At 41.6% G+C, this 24243-nt stretch carries 18 protein-coding genes and 2 pseudogenes; 7 read left to right on the top strand and 13 right to left on the bottom strand.

Features of this window, described 5'->3' with window-relative positions; genetic code table 11:
- Positions 1 to 7: 7 nt before the first annotated feature.
- From ACFFAP_RS02495 to ACFFAP_RS02465, 7 genes are all read right to left on the bottom strand, one after another.
- Complete coding sequence (locus ACFFAP_RS02495; RefSeq protein ID WP_375509740.1) at positions 8 to 493, bottom strand: phage tail protein; 486 nt, start codon at positions 491 to 493, stop codon at positions 8 to 10.
- Positions 494 to 612: 119 nt separating this feature from the next.
- Positions 613 to 1071, bottom strand: coding sequence for a phage tail protein (locus tag ACFFAP_RS02490; protein ID WP_375509739.1), 459 nt, complete (start codon positions 1069 to 1071; stop codon positions 613 to 615).
- Positions 1072 to 1121: 50 nt separating this feature from the next.
- A complete protein-coding gene (locus tag ACFFAP_RS02485) occupies positions 1122 to 2840 on the bottom strand; it encodes a phage tail sheath family protein (protein WP_375509738.1) in 1719 nt (572 codons plus the stop codon).
- Between the two features lie 40 nt (positions 2841 to 2880).
- On the bottom strand, positions 2881 to 3726 hold the full coding sequence (locus ACFFAP_RS02480; RefSeq protein ID WP_375509737.1) for a Pvc16 family protein: 846 nt from the start codon (positions 3724 to 3726) through the stop codon (positions 2881 to 2883).
- Between the two features lie 1228 nt (positions 3727 to 4954).
- Positions 4955 to 7267 (bottom strand): hypothetical protein, encoded by a 2313-nt coding sequence (locus ACFFAP_RS02475; protein WP_375509736.1) that lies wholly within the window; start codon positions 7265 to 7267, stop codon positions 4955 to 4957.
- 257 nt (positions 7268 to 7524) lie between these two features.
- Positions 7525 to 9324 (bottom strand): ShlB/FhaC/HecB family hemolysin secretion/activation protein, encoded by a 1800-nt coding sequence (locus ACFFAP_RS02470; RefSeq protein WP_375509735.1) that lies wholly within the window; start codon positions 9322 to 9324, stop codon positions 7525 to 7527.
- 28 nt (positions 9325 to 9352) lie between these two features.
- Positions 9353 to 11560, bottom strand: a complete 2208-nt coding sequence (locus ACFFAP_RS02465) for a hypothetical protein (RefSeq protein ID WP_375509734.1) — start codon at positions 11558 to 11560, stop codon at positions 9353 to 9355.
- 1416 nt (positions 11561 to 12976) lie between these two features.
- Here ACFFAP_RS02465 and ACFFAP_RS02460 point away from each other — a divergent pair.
- The 6 genes and pseudogenes from ACFFAP_RS02460 (at position 12977) to ACFFAP_RS02435 (ending at position 20146) form a co-directional block, all read left to right on the top strand.
- On the top strand, positions 12977 to 14161 hold the full coding sequence (locus ACFFAP_RS02460) for a sensor histidine kinase (RefSeq protein WP_375509733.1): 1185 nt from the start codon (positions 12977 to 12979) through the stop codon (positions 14159 to 14161).
- A complete protein-coding gene (locus tag ACFFAP_RS02455; RefSeq protein WP_375509732.1) occupies positions 14155 to 14844 on the top strand; it encodes a response regulator in 690 nt (229 codons plus the stop codon). Before ACFFAP_RS02460 ends, ACFFAP_RS02455 begins: the two co-directional genes overlap by 7 nt.
- A 46-nt stretch (positions 14845 to 14890) precedes the next feature.
- Positions 14891 to 17023, top strand: coding sequence for a substrate-binding domain-containing protein (locus tag ACFFAP_RS02450; RefSeq protein WP_375509731.1), 2133 nt, complete (start codon positions 14891 to 14893; stop codon positions 17021 to 17023).
- A 14-nt stretch (positions 17024 to 17037) separates the two neighbouring features.
- Positions 17038 to 17577, top strand: coding sequence for an FHA domain-containing protein (locus ACFFAP_RS02445; RefSeq protein WP_375509730.1), 540 nt, complete (start codon positions 17038 to 17040; stop codon positions 17575 to 17577).
- 190 nt (positions 17578 to 17767) lie between these two features.
- A pseudogene (locus ACFFAP_RS02440) lies at positions 17768 to 17932 on the top strand (IS1 family transposase); the annotation flags it as partial.
- A gap of 426 nt (positions 17933 to 18358) precedes the next feature.
- The gene (locus tag ACFFAP_RS02435) at positions 18359 to 20146 is read left to right on the top strand and encodes an OTU domain-containing protein (RefSeq protein WP_375509729.1); all 1788 of its coding nucleotides are present in this window, start codon (positions 18359 to 18361) and stop codon (positions 20144 to 20146) included.
- A 119-nt stretch (positions 20147 to 20265) separates the two neighbouring features.
- Here ACFFAP_RS02435 and ACFFAP_RS02430 read toward each other — a convergent pair whose 3' ends face one another.
- Positions 20266 to 20436, bottom strand: a complete 171-nt coding sequence (locus ACFFAP_RS02430) for a hypothetical protein (RefSeq protein ID WP_375509728.1) — start codon at positions 20434 to 20436, stop codon at positions 20266 to 20268.
- 163 nt (positions 20437 to 20599) lie between these two features.
- Between ACFFAP_RS02430 and ACFFAP_RS02425 the strand changes: the two are divergent.
- A pseudogene (locus ACFFAP_RS02425) lies at positions 20600 to 20764 on the top strand (IS1 family transposase); the annotation flags it as partial.
- A gap of 82 nt (positions 20765 to 20846) precedes the next feature.
- Here the strand turns inward: ACFFAP_RS02425 and ACFFAP_RS02420 are convergent.
- The 5 genes from ACFFAP_RS02420 to ACFFAP_RS02400 all read right to left on the bottom strand — a co-directional run bounded on the left by ACFFAP_RS02420 (position 20847) and on the right by ACFFAP_RS02400 (position 24027).
- Positions 20847 to 21041 carry a hypothetical protein gene (locus ACFFAP_RS02420; RefSeq protein ID WP_375509727.1) on the bottom strand — a complete coding sequence of 65 codons (195 nt, stop codon included), beginning with the start codon at positions 21039 to 21041 and terminating at the stop codon, positions 20847 to 20849.
- A 347-nt stretch (positions 21042 to 21388) separates the two neighbouring features.
- On the bottom strand, positions 21389 to 22078 hold the full coding sequence (locus ACFFAP_RS02415) for a hypothetical protein (RefSeq protein WP_375509726.1): 690 nt from the start codon (positions 22076 to 22078) through the stop codon (positions 21389 to 21391).
- Between the two features lie 351 nt (positions 22079 to 22429).
- The gene (locus ACFFAP_RS02410; RefSeq protein ID WP_375509725.1) at positions 22430 to 23395 is read right to left on the bottom strand and encodes a hypothetical protein; all 966 of its coding nucleotides are present in this window, start codon (positions 23393 to 23395) and stop codon (positions 22430 to 22432) included.
- Entirely contained in the window at positions 23362 to 23592 is a 231-nt protein-coding gene (locus tag ACFFAP_RS02405; RefSeq protein ID WP_375509724.1) for a hypothetical protein, read from the bottom strand. Before ACFFAP_RS02405 ends, ACFFAP_RS02410 begins: the two co-directional genes overlap by 34 nt.
- Positions 23593 to 23841: 249 nt before the next feature.
- Complete coding sequence (locus ACFFAP_RS02400) at positions 23842 to 24027, bottom strand: hypothetical protein (protein ID WP_375509723.1); 186 nt, start codon at positions 24025 to 24027, stop codon at positions 23842 to 23844.
- Between the last annotated feature and the right edge of the window lie 216 nt (positions 24028 to 24243).

Below are 24243 nucleotides of genomic sequence, written 5' to 3'. Positions count from 1 at the left end.
AAATCTTTTACTTCACCCGTTTAAACCCTTCGTAAGCTACTTCTACTTCCTCAATTTCTATCTCTTGGCTATTAGATTTAAGGTCTGAAATTTTGTACCGCGATGGCCAGGCTGCTGTAAGTTCAAATTTTGCCTGGGGTTTTCCATCTTCATAGATTGTTAAAAGAGCATTTTTTCTCTGTTTAGCCCAGTTACCATCCTTAACCAACTCAAACCAGTTCCATAAAGCCATCGAACTTGTCATTCCTCGAAGTAATGTTAAATTTCCACTCTTGGCATTACCTGGAAGTTTTGTTTGCACAAACTTTCCTTTGTTTGCCTTGCCCCATCGACCCGAAGTAACTTCACTAAACTCAATTACATCTTGCGAATAGTTAAATCCCTGACATTCCAAGAAAACTGCGTCTACCACGTCGCTTGATCCATCAAGCTTTAAATCTAAATAGAAATTAGATGCAGTAAGAATAACAGGACTTCTAGATAACTTTACCATAATTTATTTCGTTGAACTAAAGTATCTAAATGAATGGACTAAAGAGGATTAAAAGAGAAGATTTGCCCTCTATTAAAAGAGGGCTAGTAATTTTTGCGTGGAAGCAATCTGAATATTAGCTATTCTTCACGCGTAACTTCTTGGGCGACTAACTCTATCGTTTCGCAAATTAATTCTCCACCTGCGGCAGTCATTGAAGAAACTGAATACTTGCAGGGATAGCATTGCTTAATTTGCCATTCCATAACTTTCTTCCCATCGGCATACGCAGTGATTTTTGCATCTTCAAGTTGTCCTTTCCAGTCAGGACTCTTACCCGTAGGAGGATTAACTTTGTTAAACCAAGTATAGGCACTCTTGTCTTTACACCCAGCTAAAACAATCGTTGGGTTCAACGGTTTGACCGGTGACGGCTTTGGTTGCATTGTTTTTTCTCCCTGTTTTCCAGATCCAGCAACATGATCGGTGGGAGGAGCATCCATACCCATATTACTGAACTCCTTGACTGGTAAGTCCTTGATCTTAGACCCGGCAGTAAAGGTAAAGCTAGAACACTCAATGTAATCTTGACCTGGCATGATTTTCTCCTAATGATTTTGTTCAATGAATAGTTGACTTAAGAAAATTATTAGTTTTGTTCTGTTTCAAGAGCATTCCACTGGCTAATGCGGAAGACCACAAATTCAGCCGGACGTACAGGACATACACCAACATCGATATATAAACGCCCCAAGGTCATTGTTTCAGGTGTATTGTTTTCGGCATCACATTTGACGTAAAACGCTTGGCTAGGAGTAGCTCCGAACAATGCACCCTCACGCCATATGCGCTCTAAAAAGTTACTAACAGTATATTTAACCTGCGTCCATAACTCTTCGTCATTCGGCTCAAAGACAGCCCACTGAGTTCCAGCTTCAATTGAGCGCTCGATATAGCTGATGAGCCTTCTAACACTGATATAACGCCATTCAGTTTTGTCCGGTTCAACCAAGGTTCTGGCACCCCAAATCCGAATTCCTCGGTTCGGAAATTTACGAATGCAGTTGATACCCAGTGGGTTAAGGAGTTCTTGCTCTCTAAAGTTGACATCGTATGCTAGTCCAGTAATTCCTCTGGGGACTTCATTCGCAGGAGCCTTATAAACACCCCGCGATTCATCCGTTCGACCCCATACGCCCATCATGTGGCCAGAAGGAGGAACAAGAATTGAACGCCCTGCATTTTGAGGATTGGGTACTTTAACCCACGGATAATAGAGAGCCGCAAACATGGAACGACGACCAAACTCATCTAACCAATCAACAACATCTTGAGGCTTAGTGCGATCGGGGGGAGGATCTAACACAACCATTCGATTCGTTGGCCCTGGCATATCACCGCTACTAGAACCTTCAGACATGCTGATCATGGTTTCCATCACACCATGAACTTGTTCAAGGCTTAAAACTTCAGCTTCATAGGCTCGCATTAAATCTGGAAAACATATCATTGTAATCTCGTCGATTTCAAAGATGCCGAGAACGCCAGTTCGTTCGCTGCGATCCCCTTCTATTTCACTAGCAAATTTCTCAGGTGTAGAATTCGGCGCTGGAGGCAGTAGTTCGTATTCACCATTTAAGGGCCGTCGGGATAAGGGCTGTCCGGGCTGGGCGATATCTCCAATCAAAATATACTTAGAGTTTTTCAGAGCCTCAACAACGTAGGTTGCAGCCTGCGTTTGAGGTTTTGGATCCATACTCAAGTGATTGTATTGCTCAAGCACTTGATCGTCTCGGCACACTTTTACAGAGAAGAACTCACGTGGATTATGAGGTATTTCTACTTTATGCGTTCCCTGCGATTGACCTTTAATCTGGTCGCTCGCTTTATCGTCATTCTTAGCAGGAGGTAATGCACGAGGCATTCCATCCTGAATTTCGATTTTAATGGGTCCGTTATCGAAGTGTTCAGGCCGGATGGATAAATTTAAACTTGGCTTATTACCGCGTCTTGGAATCTCTAAGGGAGGTGCTTGCCGTTTTGAATTTTCTAGCCCAATACCGGGGAGTTGCGTTCCAATACTTGTAACCCAACAACGTCCGCCTCCATTCAAGAAATATCCTCGAACTGAGAAAGGTAAATACGCATCAAAGTCTGTGAACCCGTTAGAGTTGCGTCGGGCAAAGTATTCAAGATACTGAGTCCAACTTGTGACAAGCATGGGTTTAAAGAGTTCGGCCCCGCCTCGTATATCTTCAGTAAAACCGATAAATCCTGCGACCGAAGTACTAACGCCCTCAATCGGACGACTGCCGCGATCGACTTCTTCAACATAAACGCCTGGTGCAAAGTAATCTAGTCTAGCCATGTTAAATGCTCCTTGTTGGATAATCGATTGATATAGAAATTTAGTAGGCAGGCATAAGTAATATCTCTTGAGGGATACATGATTCTCCGTCTACAAAAACATTGCAAGTCTTAAACTGATAGCCAAATCGTTTAAGATGTAAAATGTAGTTTCCAGATGCCAAATTCTCAAACATAAAATACCCTTCCTCGTTGCTAGTTACTGATTTTTCGGTTCCTTCAAGTATGATTTGAACTCGCTTTAATGGCTTTGAATTCAGAGTATTTTTCACAACACCAGCAATGGCAACTCGCTGAGTTTTAGAGCCGTTTCGGCTGATACCGGGAATTGAATTATTGACCCCAAAATGTCGTTCAGTAACCAATGGTACAGTTGTTTTTCTCCATACATTAAAGGGAACAGTTACTGTCAAATAAATAGCAGGCCGTATGGGAATAGAAAGAGAATTCCATAAACTTACTACATCAATGGGTGGGTCGCTAGTGACTGATAATGATAAGTTGCCGTGACCACGAAGGTCAGGAGTAAGAAACTCCTCTCGCAAGACTCGACTACGCATTAACAGCAGTAGAGTTTCAGACAGAAGATGAAGCTCTCCTAATACAGTGCGATCGCGGGCTGTGATCACAATGGAGATATCGAACCAACTGGGTGTTCTAGATACTTCTGCAACCTGTCGTGAATCATCAAAATAGCGTTCAACCTGCCTGCCATTAGTTGGCATTTTTTTACTGATTCGAACATCATAGAGATAGAGATTAAGTGATAGCTTCCTATTGCTATTCTCTAAACTTGCAGGATGACCAAAGTCTATTTGTTCAGTGCTAGTGAGAACAGCTCCGTTAGTCAAAATTTCAGCAAGAGTTTGAAGAATCGAATTTAGCATAAGCAGATATCTAATTCGTTTCTATATACTCAGATTAAGTCATTTCCTAGCCAATGCAATCAGACTTATGTATTAATTTAAATTCAGAAGTTATAGCTTAATTGTTTTTCAAAAGTCACGACAAAAGGTCATTTTTGCATAGACCCTTATCTCATGATGTAATTAATTTTACAAATTTTTTATTACAAATAGGTTAATTCTATACAACCCCTTCAATCTACTTCGTACCTTGATGTGGTCGGCTGGCACTACTTATGGCACTCACATGTTGTGCTTATCGCTACAAGAGACTTGCCATCATTTGAATAATTTTATTCCCCAACTGTTATACCAATTCGGTATGAAGATGCGCCAAACTATATGAGGAACGAACCGCATTCGCGCAGCGTCTCCAAGAGTTGAACACATAGACACGTTCGCGGAGCGTCTCGAAGAGAAGTGGCTTCCCGCAGGGTAGGACACAAACAAAGAAGAAGCCAAGATCATTTGGCGCAGCATCATAAAGAAATAGTATTAGCAGCTTCTTCAATACAACTTCACCGAATTAATCGTACTTTACTTAAATAGGACTTACGCAAAAACCCTCTCAAACTCTTATTCCTCCGTGTCGCGCCAGTTGCTTCAAGTCGGGGAACCGCAAGGGCGCACTGGCTTCTCTGCGTCCTCTGTGGTTCGATTTTCCATTACCTGTGCGTAAGTCCTGTTAAAGTCATTGCTCACAAGGCGTGAGCGTAGACGCGTTGGCGCAGCCTCTGGTAGAGAAGTAGCTTGTCGTCAGACATCGCCCAAGTCGGAGTGAAGCACGAGTCCGTAAACGCCGCCCGAAAGCTTATCCCTTAATGACAAAGTCTAAGCAATTACAAACTGCTTAAACCACAAGTGTTTTGGCTTTACAAGCGTGCCATTCGGGTATGAGGCGATGAACATGCTCCGCAATGAACAAATTTCAGGTATCAAAAAAGGTGACATTTTAGGTCAAGTAGAATTTGTTTCTCAAATTTTTGAAGTTGCTGCATAACCAGATCCAGAGGATCTTTTGTCCTCAATAAGTTTTTGCAATACATTTGCCGTTTTTTGCGCTCTTAACAACTGCTTGAGTTCTGTCTCGCTTTCTTATAGTCTCTAGTTTGTAAACCCCTGCCATTGCTTTAGCTTGAACTCGCTAATTTTACTCTGTGATCTGTAGCTTATACCATTTCACGCAATGCTTGATACAAATGATTTGTCTCTAACCCTTTCTCCCTGCTCCCTGCTCCCTATTTGTATCAATCTTAAAGTGAAATGGTATTACTGTTGGAGAACTGGTATTAGTCGGCTTTGGAAATGGTATTACTGTTGGAGAACTGGTATTAGTCGGCTTCGGAAGTGGTTTTGGCGTATCAACTTGGAGCAAAAACGCACGTTTGACTGATTGACCTTGTTCGGTTTCAGCCGTGAGGATAATTTGAGAGAGATTTGTGGTCGCTTTGAATGTCCTAGAACCGCTAGCTGAGACATCACCTAAAGGTTCGAGTTTAACCTTGACACCATCCCCCTGTACCTGCCAGTTGAGAGTCACAACTTGTCCAACTTTCAAGAATATTGAGGGATTCGCCTCTGAACTTTGATTATTGAGCGTAAAGTTCATAATTTGAAGAGGTGTTGCCTTTAACTGGACTTGAATTGCTTTGGAGAGTGGCGATTGTTTTTGACTTCCACTAGACACAGGTTGAAGGCTAATCGCATAGTTGCCTGGTTTAGCCGGAAGCCCTATATCCACGTTGGCACAACTCAATGTCTCGTTGACTGGAGGTTGACATTGCTTCGTTAGTTCCGAAGGAATTTGTTTTTGAAAATCATAAGTCTTGAAAAGCGTTGGTTTACCCTCATTGAGTTGACCCATAACCTGAAGCTGACTAAGTTGGCTAAAATTCTTGATATTCCAACTAAGGGTTAAGGGTTTCCCTTTTTCGAGTTGAGACTGGCGTGCTGCAATGCTCATCACCTGGGGCAGTGGCTTAGGTTGAATTACAACATTCAGTTTCTGCTCAATAGGCTTTTCTACTGATTTTGCTTTAATCTGAAGTTGGAAAGTGTATTCTCCTGCCAGTCGGGCACCTGTATCGACGTTAGTGCAGGTTAAATTGCGATCGCCTACAGCGCGAATTTGGCAATAACGGTTCAGTTCTGTTGGTAAGCCTTGACGGAAGTCGTAAACTTGGGGACTGTTCGCAGTTTGATCTTTAGTTGAAGAAACCACCAGCTGAGCGAGCCGATCGGAATTCGAGATTGTCCAGTTTAGGCGTACCCTGCCTCCTTCGGTATAGCTAGTGCTATCCGGTTTGAATTCTGTCAGGATTGGTGGAGGAACAGGTTTAAAGAACACAAACCAAATCAAAAAGCCGAGTCCCGACAATGCACCAACCCCTGCCAGCAGCCACAGCAGAAACTGCCACCAAGGGCGTGCTTTCCAGACTAACAACCCCATCGGTAAATTTTCTGGCGTTGGTAATGCTTGAAGGTCTTGAACATTGATTTGAAACGGTAGCTCTAAGCCATATCCAAAGAGGGGACGTCGCCATTTCTGCTTGGGATAAACGGTTAGACTAATCGTCGCTGTTTCGCCAATCAACAAATTAACAGAAGACGGACTGCAAACATAGTAGCACAACTGGGTTTCATCCCGGCTGCTAGCACTTACGGCCAATTGTCGAATTGAATTTCCGTGATTTGTCAGTATGAGTCGATACTGGCCCGGACTGTGACTAACTTTTCCCAGAATAGTCTCCAGTTCAACACTCAGGTGAAGTTTTGGCTTTACCTCTAAATACACCAGATCCAAAAAGACCTGCTCTGGGGCATTATCAGAAATAAGCTGTAGAGTTGGTGAATAGTGACCAGCTGGCATGTCTATTGGATAATGGAGCTCAATGATGATTTCACCTTGGCCTCCAGGATTAAGCTCCAAACCATCGGTACTGGAAACGACGCCTAACTCACTCAGTTCGTTGGAAGGATATTGAATCGTGAACCACGTTTTATCCAAGTCAAGACAATGGAGCCGAAACCGATCCACTCGACTAGAGTGGTTGTTCACGATTACTGATAGCCTCTGGTGGTGGTTGGGCTGAATTAATAAAGGCTGAACGGGACTAGTTGCTGGGCTAATTGAAAAGGTAAGCTTTTGTGACCGTATAACAGCCTGCTCTTTGACTAGAACTTCAAGACTGCCTGGGTAATAAATCGGTGTCTCTTCTGGATAATGCTCTGGGGCATCTACTACTACCGTGTAGGGATAACTTCCTGGTAGAGCGTCTAAGGGAATCTCAAAGACCAGGCTGACTTCACAAGCCTGTTGGGAGTCGAGGGTGACCCGCTTTCTTGCAGATGGACACCATGACAGCAGGTTCTGAGCCGTGGGATCGATAAACACATCAATCGCGGCTCCCTGCTCGCCTTGATTAATCAGACTGATGTCAAGGGTAACGCTCTCCCCTGGGAAACCCTCTAGGCAAGTGGGAGGATTCAGGATAACTTTGAGTGGTGTTATGAGATTCAACATCTTTACAGCGTTTTTAGTAAAGGACTATGGCGTTGCTGAAATGTAATGGTAGTTGCACAATAAAAGAATAAAATTTTCATGCAGCTTTATTTAAATTAGAAAAAATGGTTGCCGTCGTGGTATAGTATGCTTTTTGATTCAACTTAGTAGTTTTCTTCCAACTAATTCCTGCCGCATCAAACAAGTTACGCCCCAACTCTTGGAGACGCTACGCATAGCTTGCTTCCCTGTAGGGGTACGGGGAAGTCAAAAATATTTTAAAAAGGATTATAGAGTAAACTAAAATACAGACCATTTTCTTGTAATGTTCTCTGATCATTTGAGTTAACAGATACTAAAGGAATACCCCAGTCAAGACGAACGGTGAAGCGATCGCCTTGTGACCAACGCAACCCCAGACCAACAGCAGCTAGAGTATTAGGGTCGGGATTATTTCTACCAGAACTGTTCCAGCCAACACCAAAATCTACAAACGGCACAACTTGTAAAGTGCTATTTATCTGGGGTAAGCGCACAATTGGGACTTGAACTTCCGCAGAAACAAAAGCGCCATTATCCGTCAGCAGATAATCTTGACGGTAGCCGCGAATACTGTCTTGGCCACCTAAGCCAAATTGCTCTATAGGCAAAAGTGTTCTAGATGCAAGTTGCGTATTTAAACGAAGTAATAATAAGCTTTCAGGAGCTAAAAGCCGTGCCCACTGCGCTTGCCCTTGCCAAGCAAAAAAACGGCTATCAGGAGCATCTTGATTAACCGTGGCATTCAACACATCTATGCCCAAACTGAATTGAGAGCGTAGGGCGATAACTTCCCGACTGTTACGATTCGTCCATTCTTGAAAAAATCGCAAGGCAGATACCCTAGTGCGTCCCTGTTCATCAGCACCAGGCGAAAGTTCCGAGGCGGGAATTCCTTCTCTCTGTAATAAGGAGGAGATATCACTTTCGCGTCGGGAAGCTGTTAACCCCAGAGCCAATTCTTGTGTAGAAGTTTGGATTATTGGTTGGCGAAATGTCAGTTCGTAGTAGCGAGAAGCCGATTCGATATCTAAAAAGTCGAAAGGAGGCTCAATCACATGACTCGACGTCGTGCCATAATTAAAGCTAAGAGTTCCATTGCGGGGATTGAGAGGCAATGTATAACTAGCGTCAAAAGAGTTGCTACCATCAGTATTGGTGTAGCCTAAACTCAGACCATCTCCCAATCCGAGTAAGTTGGCTTCATTCAATCGTAATCCGCGTCGAAAACTGCCAACACTAGGCGATCGCCCATTATCAAGAATTATTTGCCCACTAAAGGTTTTTGCCTCACTGATTTTAACTTCCAAAAGACTCGTACCCGTTTGCGATCCGGCTGAGAGTTCAGCAGTCACGTTTTTAATCAAAGGATTGAGTTGCAAAAGTTGCAGGGCTTCTAATAGACGCTGGCGATTCAGAGGCGCTGATGTGGCGATCGCTAGTCGGCTGTGGACATAATTGGGATTCAACCGCCGAGTCCCAGTTACCTGGATATCTTCTAATTTACCTTCCACCACCTGAATTTTCACAACACCGGATTGGATTGTTTGGGGTGGAATCAAGGCACCAGAAGTAATGTAACCATTTTTGACGTATAGCTCAGTGATTTTAGAACGTGCTTGAAACAATTGAGTCGGTGAGATCGGTCGTTTGGTAAATTCAGCAGTGGCTTGGGCTAACTCTTCGGCACTAAAGACTGTGCTACCAATAACTTCAAACCGCTCTACAACAATAGTTTGAGGAAAGTCGCCAGAGGGTGGTTCCTCAAGTGTAGGAGTTGGGACAGAGGGTGGAAATAGTTCTGCTGGTGGAGGGAGTGGCTGTGGCACTTCCGGTGAGGGAAGTGGTGAAGATGTGGTGGGTGGTTGGATATCCTGTGGTGGTGGAATTTGTTGTGATAAGATAAAATTAATAGTTGGTAATTTTGTCGTATCAACAGCCTCAGCTTTCAGTGAACTTAAAGATGTACTGCCCAGTAATGGAAGCATACTAAGTGGGAAACAGGACATTATCAGATTTTGGGGATATTTATCAATCATCGCACTGGACTATTTTTGTCAGTAACTTTTATTCATCTGGGTTAAAGCGATAGAGATGAACTTGTGCATCATCGGAGCCACTGGCAATCCAAACCCCTTGCTCTTTAGCAATCAAGTCTAAAGAAGTAATCCTGCTGGGTAGGGTTGCGATCTGCTTCGGTTTTTGAGTCAGATCGGGAGTGACCTTTGCGGTTAGACGCCAGGCCAAAATCTGACCATCATCGCCTGCACTCACGAGCCATCGTCGATCTGGAGTAAATAGAATGTTGCGAACCGATGTTTTTGAAACCTGCCACCTCGCCCGTTGTTCGCAGCTTTGCTGAGGCAGCTGCTCTTTAGGCGACCCCTTTGGCGTTGCTTTCTGACATTGACTTAAGTCCCAAAGAGTAACGTAACCATCAGAATCAGAGGCTGCGAGGATGGAAGTATTGGGCGCAAAGTTGACATCCCAGAAAAAGTCGTTTTCTCCGCGATTTTGAGCATTCTCTGAGAGTCTTAGCTGCCAAGGTTGCGAGTTGGCAACATCCCACAAGACAAGCCGCTTAAACTGTCCGGCACTTACAAGGATCTTTTCATCTGGACTGAGTGCTAAAGACCAGGCTTGATATGCGAAGCGATCAGGCACCTTCAAAACCTTGGCAGGCTTTGAGTCAAAACGGACATCCCTCGGTCTTTGCCAACTCCGAATGGTTCCGCTCCCATAGCTAGTGTATAGCGTCAGAGAGTTGCGAGTAAACATCAAGTCCAGAATGCGATCGCTTGTTTGGTCATTGGGGTCTTTGAGTGTATAGAGTCCCTTGCCAGTGTTGATATCCCAGACCTGAACGGTTCCATTTTCTAGACCTGCAAAGACCTGATTATTTTTTACCGGAATTAATGCTAGGGAACGGATTGCTTGCTGAGTAATTGCCAGAAGTCCTTTGTCAGAGTTAGGTTGAGTATCCGTGCAGGTTTTGGCTAACATCCCCTTACTCAAGCTACCCTGCGGGGTTAGCGTTCCCCAATCTGTCACGCCCCAAGTCCGAACTGAACAATCGTCTGAGGCACTCATTACCAGTGGCGATCTGCCACTCGTACCACTGAGTCGCACGGCATTAACGCCAGCTAGATGAGTAATCGGCTTTGGTATAAATATAGCGGCTGCGATCATTGAGAGCAATGCCAGCAATAACCATAAGGGTATAATTGGGAAAACCTTTAAAAATAAAATCTGGGTTGCTGGATCGGTACTCCCTAATCTTGGGTCTGATAGCCAAGGTTTGAGTTCAAACTTTAGTTTTCGCGACCAGCCGATCCAGGGACGACGGGGGGAGATGGTTAAGTTTGTAGAAGTTATTTCTCCTAATGGCAGAATGGGTTTTTCTGGATTAACCTGAATTTGGCATCCTTTCGCGTCTTGGCCTCGTACTTCAAGATCGAGCGTTTGCAACAGATTACTATTGTTCTTAAACATCAATTGGAAGGTACTGCTACGCGATCGCCAATTCGGGAGCCAAGGTCTTTTAGCCGGGATACACTGCTGCTGAGGCTGGACTTCAAACTCCATGAACCCAACGGGCAGAACTTCTAAAATCCCTTGTGCTTCAACGGGAGAACTTAGATGACTTTTGGCAATTATGATAAAGGGATAATCGCGACTTGCAACTCGATCTGCTCTAGGGGGCTGACATTGGAAAGTTGCTGTTATCTCTTCATTTGCTGCAATTTCTATATACCGTTCAGAGCTATCAACTAGCCAAGACGACTCAAGTTCTGTACACTGCAAGCGTACTTGGTAAGGCTGCGACCCCACATTCTTAACAGTCACGGGAATATCCACGATGTTACGCGGATAAACTTGAAACCGCTTGGTGGGTAGTCCGATCCGCAGTAGATTTAATTCACGGCTAGGTTCTAACGTTAACCGCAGAACTAATCGTCGTTCTTCAGAGAGCTGGGGCGAAAAAACCCGCACCGTTAGATTGATGATACCGACGAAATCAGGGATGGGAGAATCTAAAATCTTAACTTGAAAATCAGTGCGATCGCCCGGTGATTTCGCCGCAGATACATCTGGAGAAAGATGATACCAGTTACTCTGCTCGCCTGCTCCCGCCGCTTTAATTTCAAGTTGAAACGACGCAAACTGATTGCTGCGGTTGATCACCGAAACACCAAAAGAAACCGATGGACCACCGGGGCGAAAGGCTATATTTTGCGCGGTCAAGCTAGCATCGATTATTGAGCGGGCAAGCATAGTAAAGAGAAATATTTGGGCTGTTTTAATATTGAATAACAACTTTGATTGGAATAGATCCGACTTCTGTCTAATTCACTGAGGCACTTTAATAGGCGATTACACCTACATCGCGACCTTATGCAGCAGTTGTTTTTTAGTATAAACACCAATAATCATCTCAAAGGCTGCATATTCTGATTTCAGTTACCCCAATGAGTAATACAGAAGCGTAAGTGCGGCTTTGGCTTTAAGTCGTTAGTTATGCTTGCTTACAAACAAAGAACTGTACTTACATGCTGCTCCACAAGACCCAATTATTTAAAGGAGAAAACAGATGACGACAGCAACCAAGACAACAACCACTCTCGAACAGTTTTACACTGAACTGTTGAAAGATCCGGTCGTGTCGCAAAACTTACTGAGTACAAAAGAGCCTCTTTAATTGTAGTTAATTTGAGACACGAATTGTACTGAGAGCAATGCGATTTTGTGAGGTCTGGTCAAAAACAAGCGATGCCTGCGGTTTTTGCTAAACTGTCGCTAATATAGCGGTTCTCACTTGGATGAGATACAAAGATTCAGGTCGGGGACAAGGGGAACAATAGTGGACAATGGTGGACAAGTGTGTATTGCACTCAAGTGCAAACCGCTATAACTATCTATTGTCAAAATTTTATGACCAATATTCATCTAGATAAGTTTCTTTTATTTCCTGATTTTAAACAGGCTGTTTAGTAAAAATCTCTGGTCATACTTTTGTTATAAGTTTGTCATAAGTGCGTCAATTTAATATGAAATGATTAGAGGTTATGTTTTACTGCTTATGTGAGTTGGGTTATCGCCAAGCCTTGTTGACAGGCTTGCTCCCTCAGCATTTCATCACCTACAAGAATGTACCCGCGCCCGTGGTGATTACAATTCTCTGCTTTGGCTACTGCTATGAAAAGCCAAGCTTTGAAATGTCCCCCCACAAGGGATCTACCGTAGCTTCTTTTAGTGGATGCAAAATTTTCAACAGAATTACGGAATTGAGATGATATCGCTTGAAATTATAATTATCAGTCCAAATATAAACTGACTGCATTCACTGAATTTCTTGCTTTACCAACTCCAAGTAAGAAATCTTGAAAACGGCCAAATGATTAAGGGAACGATGCGATTTTGTTAGATCGGGTTTGAATTCTCAGTTACAAAGCTAGACTCTCAATCAAAAACAGCTATATAGGTGCTATGCCTCCGACAGGCTATGCCTATGCACTATAAAATAGGTGATTTATATCCCTAATTTTTAGCACCTGACAAAATCGTACTGCTCCTTATGGGAAGCTGATCATCAACGACAAGCCTTTTCTACCTTACCATCTCATTCACTTTTTGCAACACAATCTTTTTTCCAACAGAACTAGAAGTAAAGCATATAATTTGGAGGAAAGTATGGATAGTCTTACAGATAACCCAGGCATAGCTCTCAAACTTTTAAAAAATCTGAGTCCTCAGTCAGAAAAGGGGACTCCCCAGTATTACACCCGGAAACTAAAACATTTCTTGCAGTTACAGATCGAGCAATTGGCAGCTCAATCGCAGATTCAATGGACGAGAGTGGTTTATCAAGATCCGCAGATATCCGATCGCCAACAAGTTCTTGAAGCCTCTCAAATACCTTTTTCTTTTGCGAAAGAGACCCTAGCTTACTTACAGACCGAAGGATGGTTAGCTAATGTTTCATCAGCTCTGGTGCTAAAGCCAATTGATTCAGGGATAATAGAAAAAGGCTTCTATTATTGTCATTTTGGTGAATCAAGTCAGCCTAATCAATACTTACTATTATTTGCCAAGGGGCCTTTGTCTCATACTCATCGGCAATTCATCAAGCGAACGGCTGTCAGTATCGGTGAATATTTAGACGAACATCAACAAAACTGGCAACACCGCCAAAAGATTCAAATTTTAGAACATCTTGTTCAACGAGTTGGACATCAGTTACGTCATCCTTTGGGTTTAATTAGTCTCTATGCTCATAACCTTAGTCGTCTTCTGCCTAACAGTAAGGAGCAAGAACAAGCTTCAGTCATTTGCAAGACTGCTCACGGCTTAAATCAAACTCTCACTGAGATTGTGCAGTGTGCAAGTAGTAAAAAGTTGCAGATTGTACCGCAAGATATCCGTAGTCTCGTCTATAAAACGCTGGAAGAATTTCAAGGCTGGATTTCGGAGAAAGATATTCAGGTTTGTTGCGCCGATCGCACAGTTATTTTGAAACTCGATCCACTTCAAATCAAACAGGCTATCAGTAATTTATTGAGTAACGCCATTCATTTTAGTCCTCAAGGGGCAAAAATTTTCATTGATTGGCAAGAGCAGCAGGGCGATGTTTTGCTGACCTTGAGAGATGAAGGCCCCGGTCTTTCCTCAGAGGATTTACAGAAGCTATTTAAACCTTTCTATACTCGCCGTTCGGAGGGAACAGGTTTAGGATTAGCTATTGCCCAAAAAGTTGTGCTCGATCACGGAGGGAAACTTTGGGCAAGAAATGCACCCAAAAAAGGTGCAGAATTTTCGATCAGCCTACCTCGATTGATTCCATCCATTGACTTATCAGAGGATAACGCCGCATGTTAACCCAAGTAGAACAAACCAAAACCCTATCGATGCTTTTAGTCGATGACGATCGTCAATTTCGGGCTGGAATCAGAACTTTCCTAAGCTTTTCCCAGATTCAGGATCGAGCCATTAATGTGATTGGGGAAGCGAATTGTCCGGCTCAGGCTTTATCCCTTACCAAGCAGCATACTCCCGACCTAATTCTGATTGATATGGAATTAATTGAGGGAGATGGTCTCTCTTTATTACAGCAGCTCCGAGACAGCAATGCATCAAGTAAAACCCTTGTTCTATCGGGTCATCAAGAAGACTACTGGATCTATCAGGCTATGCAGTCAGGGGCGGATGGCTACGTATTTAAAGGTCAGGTTTCACAGCAGTTGCTAGATGCGATCGCCACTATTATGCAGAACCAAATCTATTTACCACCTGAAGTTGCCACTAGCTTCTTTAGAAAATTCCAAAAAACCCAAGCTTCATTACCCTCACAGATCGGTCAGCCCTGCAACCTGTCCGAGAGAGAAAGCGATGTTCTATATTGGCTTGTTCAAGGAGCCTCAAACGATGAAATTGGGAAGCAACTCTACATTTCAGTAGCTACTGTTAAGACGCATCTTACTAATATTTTTCTAAAGCTACAGGTAACAAGTCGGACACAAGCTATTGTAGCAGCGATCAAGATGAATCTGGTTCAGTCGTAATTGGGTTCAATCATTTTGGTTTAGCCCTAACTACCGAGAAGATTTTATGCCTATTGTTGATTCTAATGCCCTAGCTAAATTCTACCGATGTACCCAAAATGCGCCTCTGGGCTGTCGAAAGCCGATAGAAACTACTGAGAAGATACCTGGTGCCAAGTTTTGTATGGAATGCGGATTTCCCACTACATTGCCAGTTCAGACTGAACTTCGGGGCAGCTTAGGCACCTATCGTATTTCTGAAATACTTAGGTCTCAGGGAATGGGACGGCTTTACAGAGGAACTCAGACCAACAATGGTCAATCTGTTGTGGTGAAAGAGTATTTACTGCCTAAGCAATATTTTAATGCTGTAGAAGCACAACAGCGCAGAATAGCCTTGGGTCAAGTGGCTAAGGGCAATTTGACCACTCCGAAGGGTCGGGAGTTTCGGTTGGTCAGTCCATCAGAAACCATTGCCGATCCATCCAGCGATCGCGTCTATCTGATTTTTTCAGGCGAAATCGCGACACTTCCTACCCTGAAGCAGGTTTTAACAGAGACAGGAGCCTTTTCTGGCTCGCGAGTGCGACAAGTCCTAAATCAAATGTTGCAGTCGCTACATTTCCTCCATAGTCAGCCATCGAGTTTTGCCTCTGAAGCAATAGGTTCAGGAACTGCCCACGGCAACTTGGGGCTTGAGAGCCTGGTCATAAGTGATAGCGGCTACGTCTATGTCTGCGATCTGGCATCCTGGGAGCAGCTTTTTGTCCCTGCCCCGCGCCAAGTGCTGTTACCGGAACAAGACTTAATCGATCTTGGAGCGATCGCCTTTGCTCTGTGGACAGCTCAAGGGATTCACTCTGGTTCTAACGCACCGCTAAATCCGCGCGAGGCTCAACATTGGCCCCAGGACGATCCGCCCCTGAAAGATTTTCTGCTTCGTTTGCTAGGGTTAGAAACTCCGTTCAACTCTGCGGCAGAGGCGCGTCAGGCTTTGATTAAACTGCCTCAACCTGAAACGGCTGTTGCTTTTCATGGAAATCTTAGCCCAGAGTCTCCAGCGAAACCGAATCGAAAGTATTGGCTTTTGAGTTTACTTGCTTTGCCTCTATTGGGAGGGCTATTGTGGTTGCTATTGCCCCGATTTATGTCAAATACTCATGCAGAGACGAGTAGCTTTAAGCATCTTTTGCCATCGTTTGCAGATGTCAATGGTATTCAGCCAGGACAGTATCCCTATACGGGAGAAGGGCTGGGAACTTGGACAACAGTCTTGGACAAAAAGCCCGTGAGCGATCGCAAAATTAGAGAGTTGCTGACTCAGCCCAAGTTGGATATGGCAGCTATTTTTAACTACCGAACTTATGCCCCTCAACGGTCTCCCCTCAATGAAGTTCTCGAAGCCAACGCCAAGGCAAATTTTGCGATCGCTAGTTTATCAACCCCACTGCCCGAAGGATTAATTCAAGAAACCATTGCCTACGATGGTCTTTTAGTCTATGTACCTGCCTATAAAAGTCAAAATTTACCAAGTGCATTGCAAGGTAAGATTAGTCTTGCCCAATTGCAGCAAATTTTTACAGGACAACTTACCAACTGGAAACAGCTAGGTTCAGATTTTCCTGACCTGCCGATCAAACCCTATCGACCGATGGAACCTGAAGCATTACGCCTGTTCCAACAAAAAGTTTTAGGCAACGATCCGAGTCTGATTGCCCAATTTAGCAAGATTGAGCAACGTTCAACCTTTGATACCTTGCGCTCCATCGCAGTTGGAGAAAAGCAGGGGCAAAAAACTGAAGCTGGCTCAATTAGTTTCGGACTATTGACCCAAACCTGGGATCAATGCAAGATTTACCCCCTAGCTATTGCCCAAGAAAATGTAGACCCAGTACAGCCTCTATTGAGAGAAACCACCAACGGCACAATGCAGCCCATTTCTCCGTCAGACAATCTCTGTCTAGAGAAAAAGCCCTTACCTAATATATCAGCTTTTCATACAACAACCTATCCACTCAGCACGCCGTTGATTATTGCCTATCCTAGAGATAATAATTTGCCTGGGAATGTATCAGGGCCGCTCTTCGCTAATTTTCTCAAAACTCAAGATGGGCAGTATCTCCTTCAGCAAGCGGGTCTTGTGCCGCTACAAACTCCACCTAAAAACTACACACTGTCGTCATCTATTCGCAATCGTTAGGAAGTGCAATTACTATGGCCCAAACTCATCGTTGTCCAGAACCAAGCTGCTCTTTCTTTAATCAGGTATTACCGCACAACGCTAATATCTGCCCAATGTGCGGTACTTCCTTAGCACAGGCAGTACAACCACCTCCTGCTATGGTAGGCTCGGTAGCCCGGTATGCTCAAACCTCGGCTCCTTTGTCCCAGTTCTCATCAACAAGCAATAACCAAGAACGTCCTCAGTTGAAGTTGCTTCATCCCAACAAACAAAGTTTTGTATTGCTTAGGGAGTCTGGCACCATCGGTCGTCAAAGTCTAGATAATGGTATGCGACCTGACATCGATTTAACAGGACTACCCCATGCAGGTATCATCTCTCGCACTCATGCTCATCTCTACTGGGATCTTGCTCAACAAGCTTACATGATTGTTGATGATAGCCGCAACGGTAGCTACCTTAATGATAAATTATTAGCTCGTGGAGCGCCCCATCCATTGAGTCATGGAGATAAATTACAGCTAGGTCAAGAGCAGTTGATTTGCTTGCAAGTTGAGTTGATTAATAATTAAACTTAAATTGCAATGTATGAAACTCATCTTTTTTTAGTTAGCAAGTGAATTTTGGGTAAAAATATTAGTTTTGTAACTTTCTTCTGAGATAAAACATAAACCAGGGTGTTTAAAATATTATTAGACAGCAAAAAAACAAAGCGATCGCTTTGTTCTTTGCTACAATTTCGTAATCCAAAAAGCCGTTAGCAAAACCAGGGGTAAAACTAACGGCATTGAGAAACCTAACTGTACTTTATGTTACAGATTTTCACGTGTGGTTAGATAAACTTTGTCATTCTCCAAAAAGTTAGAAAACCATATCGGATCTATCTGGTATTTCACCTATCACTATAATGAGTTGCTACGGATTTAGAGTTATCTATCCTTACCTATTTAGGACTACTAGACAGTTTTCATTGCTCTAGTTTTCTTTTAAGGATGTGACATGCTCTCAATTAATATTTGGTGTTTTTATCTTGGCAATCGGTTGTTGTTTGCTGGTTGTTTGTTGCACTTTGATTAAATGGTTTCTCAACTGCTTCTCTGATTTTAGATTCAGCAATATCGGTTATCTTGTATCTCATTTAATCTGATAGCCTATCAATCAATCCGCCGAAAACTCTAGCAAAAAAGTATCTAATAGACTCCATAATTTTTACCTAATAGTTGAAAAGTTACCTCAATTAAGTTCATACTAGTTTAGCAGACTACGAAATATCAGTAGACTTAAGTCTGATTTTAAATATATTCATACTTGTCACAATATAGTTACTAGTTAATCCTATATTTCCAAATCATTATGAGTTATTTACAACAGACTAAAAAGCAAGATAATAACAATTCTAATCCTAAGGACTCGCGAACGACCGATTCCCACAAACCGCCCAAAAAAGATGGGAGCAAGCCATTATCTTTATCTAATCAAAAATCCGGAAACTTACTGGAAAGAGACAGCAAACAAGCTGCTTCTAGTTCGAGGGCAGAGGAAAATGACTCGCCAAATCTTGTTGGCATAGAACAAGAGTTGACATCTGTAACTTTAACTTTAACCAAAAATGGCTCAGAAGCCGACAAAAAAAATGGAGTAAAACTGGCCGAGACAAATGAAAAAGCGTTTAGTGACTTCCCAGTATTTAAGCTTGAAACTGAGGGAGCAGAAAGAAATTCTCTTTGCATTGAGTTAATATATGGCCCTCTAAAAATGGAAGAGTACGAGAAGAAAGCTTTGATAGATGCTAAAAAAAAGTTGTTTGATCAATTAGGAATTCGGCAAACATTAAGAGTAGCTTTGGAAAAATATAATAATCAGCTTCAAAAAGGACAAGAGAGATATAGATTAATACTAGATCCTGCATCTGACAGATACAACGTAGTCCCAAAAAAGAAATCTACCAACACAAATACACAAACAAATGTAGCTATTCCATATAGTAAACTGGGTAAAATTCCACAAAGAGGAGAAACAGGTTTTGAAGAAATGTTCTTGCCAAATGAGAGAAAGTTCTATCAAAAAGCAAGAGATGAAGCAAAAATTATTAAGCAAGAAATAGATAATAAAATAGATAAAATTCCCAATGGCAAATATCTACAATCACTGCTGACACATATAATATTTCAAGAAGCAAAGTTTATACAGCACAGGATTAATAAAAATGAAATTGAGGATAAACATAAGCACCATTTTCATGTAATGCTCAAACTTAGCCCTGAAGATGCTATAATTAGCATTCTTAGCAAAGAAGAAAATGAGGCGCTAGGAAAATGGTTAAAAGAAGGAGAAGCACAACTTCAGAAGTCTATTGAGAATACTTTAAAGACTTTAGGTAATCCACGCGATTTCAAAAAAGATATAAAGATAAAATCAATTAAAAATCAATTAGAAAAAGCTATAATCGCTCGATCTAAAGGAGCTAAAAAGCTTAAATTAATAAACACAGACACAAATAAAAAGGAATCAGAAGCCCTTGATGAATCTAACAAAGTGATTAAGGATGAGAATGACAATGACATAACAATAGGACATACTCACCCACGTCCAACAAACAGAATATCCGTATATTCCCAGTATGACGAACACTACATGGTGGTAGAGCAAAGATCAGGCAGCCATATGTTAAATGATGGTAAAGTAGAGGATAACTTTGACAGTAAAAGTAAGTTAATCGCGGGTGTATCTACTGCCAAAAAATTCTTCATCAATCACACTAAGGGAGATGGTAATTGTTTTTTCCATGCTGTGTATGAGGCTATGCACAATCAGCCCTCAACAACTAAGGGCCAAGAAGAAATTCGCCAAAATGTTAGAAATCAATTAGAAAACAATGAGAAAATACAAAAGCATCTATTCGGTGATCCACCTGACCTACAAAGCATTCAACGAGAGATACAAACTTTAAATACAGGGGAATGGACTCAAAATCATACTATTGCATATGTAGCTGAAGCTTTAAGTTTGACCATTATAATCTATAATCCAGATGGCAGCCATCGCTACACTGCTACTCCAAGTACCTCAACCTCATCCAAAACTATAGAAATGACCTATACTGGTGATCACTTTAACTCACATACCCAGAAACGTTTATAGAGCTTTTTAACTCAGGTCTTTAAGGAACCGAAAACCCCGGTCGGTAGATTGTTGAGCCTTATACTCCCGGCAACAAGTCATCTGCTCAACTCCTCGACATCACTTAGTACAGCTTTGCATTAATTCGTAGCGAATTTCTCCATCATTTGCGCCACTGTATATGACCATTTTATTGGTTGTGCAGAGTCGTTGTAGCGGATAATAAAATCAGTGATACGTTGATGTAACGTCTGTATATCAGGAAAATCATTTGGAGTCAGTAATTTACCCTGTATAATTATGAAACTCATCTTTTTTTAGTTAGCAAGTGAATTTTGAGTAAAAATATTAGTTTTGTAACTTTCTTCTGAGATAAAACATAAACCAGGGTGTTTAAAATATTATTAGACAGCAAAAAAACAAAGCGATCGCTTTGTTCTTTGCTACAATTTCGTAATCCAAAAAGCCGTTAGCAAAACCAGGGGTAAAACTAACGGCATTGAGAAACCTAACTGTACTTTATGTTACAGATTTTCACGTGTGGTTAGATAAACTTTGTCATTCTCCAAAAAGTTAGAAAACCATATCGGATCTATCTGGTATTTCACCTATCACTATAATGAGTTGCTACGGATTTAGAGTTATCTATCCTTACCTATTTAGGACTACTAGACAGTTTTCATTGCTCTAGTTTTCTTTTAAGGAAGTGACATGCTCTCAATTAAGATTTGGTGTTTTTATCTTGGCGATCAGTTGTTGTTTGCTGGTTGTTTTTTGTACTTTGGTTAAATGGTTTTTCAACTGTTTCTCTGATTTTAGATTCAGCAATATCGGTTATCTTGTATCTCATTTGATCAGATAGCCTATCAATAATTCCGCCGAAAACTCTAGCAAAAAAGTATCCAATTGATTCCATGATTTTCACCTTGTAGTTAAACGATATTAAAGAGTGGTCTTAGTTAAGTTCATACTAGTTCAGCAGACTATGAAATGTGAATAGACTTATGTCTATAAACAGGGTTATTCCATTTCTTTACAAGACTCCAGGCAGAATTATTAAATTAAAGCCATTAAGAATCTGTACAGTAACTATATGCTGAACTAACCTATTTACTAGTTTTTGAGCGATGTTGCTAAGATAAAAATTTCACTTCTGATTACACTAAACACTCAGTGGAGGGCGTGGCAGTTTTCTTACTATTGGGGTCTGTAGGGTGCGCTACGCGCTTGATAAAGCACCCTATAGGACTGACTCGCACTTACTTAGTGTATTCTAAAATCGAGTTTTTGCTTGACTCCATTTTTTACTTCAAGGTTCTGGCCTGCTTTCAACCTTGAACCATTTTCTGGAACTCCAACATCAAACTCTAAACTTCTAGAAACCGTTCGGTTACCTTCATAGATATTTCCTAATCTCGGGTTATCCTGGATTATTACCTGCTTCGTCTCATTTGGCCTAACCACTTCATCCCACGCCCTTCGCCATCCATAAAAGGTCAGCGATGTTGGCTTTACTGCATATTGGTCAAGTTGTTCTGTTGTTTTTCCTTCTACACTATCTTGTTTGTGAATTATCTCCTTCCATTCCAGAGGAGGAATACTGGTGAACTTCAAAGACTCTGATGTAGTGTTTGTTACGTGGAAGGTGACTTGAAACGCGTGTCCTATCTCATCTTTGCGATCTATCGGCTTAAAGTCTCCTTCTATTTTATCTACCCTCATATAGTTATTAAAATCTGCTCCTGCCACCTCTCTTAAATTAGACTCTTGTCCGACCGTTTGTGTTTGTTGTTCTGGAGGATTTAGAGATGTGGGAAGGAGGCTGCTACTCCTTTGAGTACCTCCCCTTCTCCTCCGATTACCTTCGGTGTGCGGGCGATTTGGAAGTTCTATTTCTTCTTGACTTGATTCTCCTCTATTTCTTTTTTTGAGACTAGAATCACAATTGCCCATAATATCCTCGATGTATTAGTAACTGAACTTTCTGTTTTTATACGTAGGTGTCTTTATGACCTAGACTTAGATCTTGCACCTACTTTTTCGTCCGCCAAGAAATAAATTTCTTAGCTCACTGGATATACATTTGAGTCCGTTAAAACGGACTTGGACTATAAGCCTTCAACTTCAGTTCAAGGTGTACTCAGGGCTATATGCAAGATCTGAGCCTCCCATAGGCGTGTTCTTAGCTCCCACGAAATATAAAAGAAGCACATTTTTCTCATATTTCTCAATGACACTAAGTCCTAATCAGTATAAATACTACCAACAAGGAAAAAGGCCTATGAAGCTTACTTGTTCTGCATTCTAGCCCTTTTTGCTACCCTTCAAGTTCCAATCGTCTATCCCATACTTGGTAGCTAATGGTGAACCTTGCCATTCTTTTTCTATTCTCTGTCTATCTTCCTCTGTTCTGTCATGCATTACACTTAACCCCTTTTCTTTATTATCTATTTCGCTCTCGATTAACACATTTTTACCATCTTCTCCTAAAGTAATCGCATATTGGTTGCTTTGTAACTTAATTGAGTGAAAGTTGTTAGCAGCATAACCGCATTCCTTGAAAAATCCTTTTAAATCTTTTACATCTGTATCGTCGGAAAACCTACGCTCATTAAGATAAATTTCAGTGGGGTTTATCTTCTTATATATTGCTTTAAGGCTAGGTTTAGTTTCGTCTAAGGACTTAGCAGGAAAATGAAAAAGCCCTCCAATTTTTGATGTTTTGTTAAACATGACTATTGGCGAACAACTAGAAAAGTTGTTACTATGTAATATAAATTGTCCTAAGTTAGCTGCCACTCCTTGTCCCATAGCAAGCTCCACACGGCGTCGTTTTTCAACAGCACTGATTCCTTGTTGCTCTGTTCCTAATTCATGAGGTTGAGCTTCTATCGTCTCTATTACCCTGGCGAATTGTTCAATTATTCCATCGTAAGAATTGCTCAATTGTTTTTTGAGTTTTTCTGCGTCTTCTGGTTCAGTAATTGGTTTAATCTGCTCATCAAACTTGTCAATTTGCTTCGAGGAAAATTCATTCTTTAGTCTATTAAAATTTGTTTTTAATTTATCATATTCTCCAGTCTTTAAATTTTCGCCTAATCTTTCCCTAATCATTGCTAACATTTCGTATGCATCATTTTCTGCTGCTTCAACTTGTGGATTTTCTACCTCACTTTCTGCTGCTTCATGTTGTGTATCTTCTACATCACTTTCTGCTACTTCATGTTGTGTATCTTCTACATTACTGCCATCAAAATCTGCTCCTGCCACCTCTGTTGGATTAGACTGTTGTCCAACCGTTTGTGTATGTTGTTCTGGAGGATGTAGAGATGAGGGAAGGTAGCTAGTACTCCCTTGAATACCTCCACTTCTCCTCTGAGTACCTCCCGTGTGCGGGTGATTTGGAAGTTCTGTTTCTTGTGGAGATTCTCCTCTATTTCTATTTTTCTTTCTGAGACTAGAGTCACAATTGCCCATAATATCCTCGATGTATTGGTGATTGGACTTTCTGTTTATATGTGCAGGTGCTTTTCTAATTTAAATTAATTTCAAATTGATGCTGGATTATTAGATGAATTATTCCTTGTATATCTGCACTATCTTATTAATTTTAATTATTAAGGTTTCTTTGATAAAGCTATAAAGACGAAATACAAATTTTTGCTTAAAAAACTGTGTATTTCAAAAACGATCTGGCTATCATTGTCTGGGATATGTCACATAATGTGGCAGTCAGACAATTTGTGAATTATTGCTGCTTTACAGGCAATTTTAACTGCTGATTCATAATAAGAAACGATGCAAATCAGTTCTGCGTCAGTTGATTCGGCAGAGTTTGCTCGTAACTCGATACTCTGCTGGGTTTGATAAATAGCAAAAGGCTTTGAAATTGTAATAGCCATAATGCATATATTTAGATACAGTAATTTAGAGCGTATCTCTTTAGCAAACAATTTCCTTGTGACTTTAAGATAGTTTCTTTTAATTCGTATTCTTATTTAGCTTGAGCATTTCGATTTTACTTTTAGATGTTCATTTATAGTGTACTTTCAACCTTTTTATAAGCATATAGACCTTCGGCTGATAAAATTTCTCCAATCACCAGATATCCTAAACTT

Origin of the sequence: uncultured Nostoc sp. (assembly GCF_964245575.1) — a bacterium.
Classification (GTDB): Bacteria; Cyanobacteriota; Cyanobacteriia; order Cyanobacteriales; family Nostocaceae; genus Nostoc.
This window is presented reverse-complemented; position numbering and strand designations above follow the sequence as displayed.

Coding starts and splice junctions, on each gene's coding strand:
- ACFFAP_RS02485 (WP_375509738.1), bottom strand. CDS start 2,840: ATGGCTAGACTAGATTACTTTGCACCAGGCGTTTATGTTGAAGAAGTC.
- ACFFAP_RS02420 (WP_375509727.1), bottom strand. CDS start 21,041: ATGGAATCAATTGGATACTTTTTTGCTAGAGTTTTCGGCGGAATTATT.
- ACFFAP_RS02490 (WP_375509739.1), bottom strand. CDS start 1,071: ATGCCAGGTCAAGATTACATTGAGTGTTCTAGCTTTACCTTTACTGCC.
- ACFFAP_RS02445 (WP_375509730.1), top strand. CDS start 17,038: ATGGCCCAAACTCATCGTTGTCCAGAACCAAGCTGCTCTTTCTTTAAT.
- ACFFAP_RS02455 (WP_375509732.1), top strand. CDS start 14,155: ATGTTAACCCAAGTAGAACAAACCAAAACCCTATCGATGCTTTTAGTC.
- ACFFAP_RS02415 (WP_375509726.1), bottom strand. CDS start 22,078: ATGGGCAATTGTGATTCTAGTCTCAAAAAAAGAAATAGAGGAGAATCA.
- ACFFAP_RS02435 (WP_375509729.1), top strand. CDS start 18,359: ATGAGTTATTTACAACAGACTAAAAAGCAAGATAATAACAATTCTAAT.
- ACFFAP_RS02470 (WP_375509735.1), bottom strand. CDS start 9,324: ATGATTGATAAATATCCCCAAAATCTGATAATGTCCTGTTTCCCACTT.
- ACFFAP_RS02430 (WP_375509728.1), bottom strand. CDS start 20,436: ATGAGTTTCATAATTATACAGGGTAAATTACTGACTCCAAATGATTTT.
- ACFFAP_RS02480 (WP_375509737.1), bottom strand. CDS start 3,726: ATGCTAAATTCGATTCTTCAAACTCTTGCTGAAATTTTGACTAACGGA.
- ACFFAP_RS02475 (WP_375509736.1), bottom strand. CDS start 7,267: ATGTTGAATCTCATAACACCACTCAAAGTTATCCTGAATCCTCCCACT.
- ACFFAP_RS02400 (WP_375509723.1), bottom strand. CDS start 24,027: ATGGCTATTACAATTTCAAAGCCTTTTGCTATTTATCAAACCCAGCAG.
- ACFFAP_RS02450 (WP_375509731.1), top strand. CDS start 14,891: ATGCCTATTGTTGATTCTAATGCCCTAGCTAAATTCTACCGATGTACC.
- ACFFAP_RS02495 (WP_375509740.1), bottom strand. CDS start 493: ATGGTAAAGTTATCTAGAAGTCCTGTTATTCTTACTGCATCTAATTTC.
- ACFFAP_RS02460 (WP_375509733.1), top strand. CDS start 12,977: ATGGATAGTCTTACAGATAACCCAGGCATAGCTCTCAAACTTTTAAAA.
- ACFFAP_RS02465 (WP_375509734.1), bottom strand. CDS start 11,560: ATGCTTGCCCGCTCAATAATCGATGCTAGCTTGACCGCGCAAAATATA.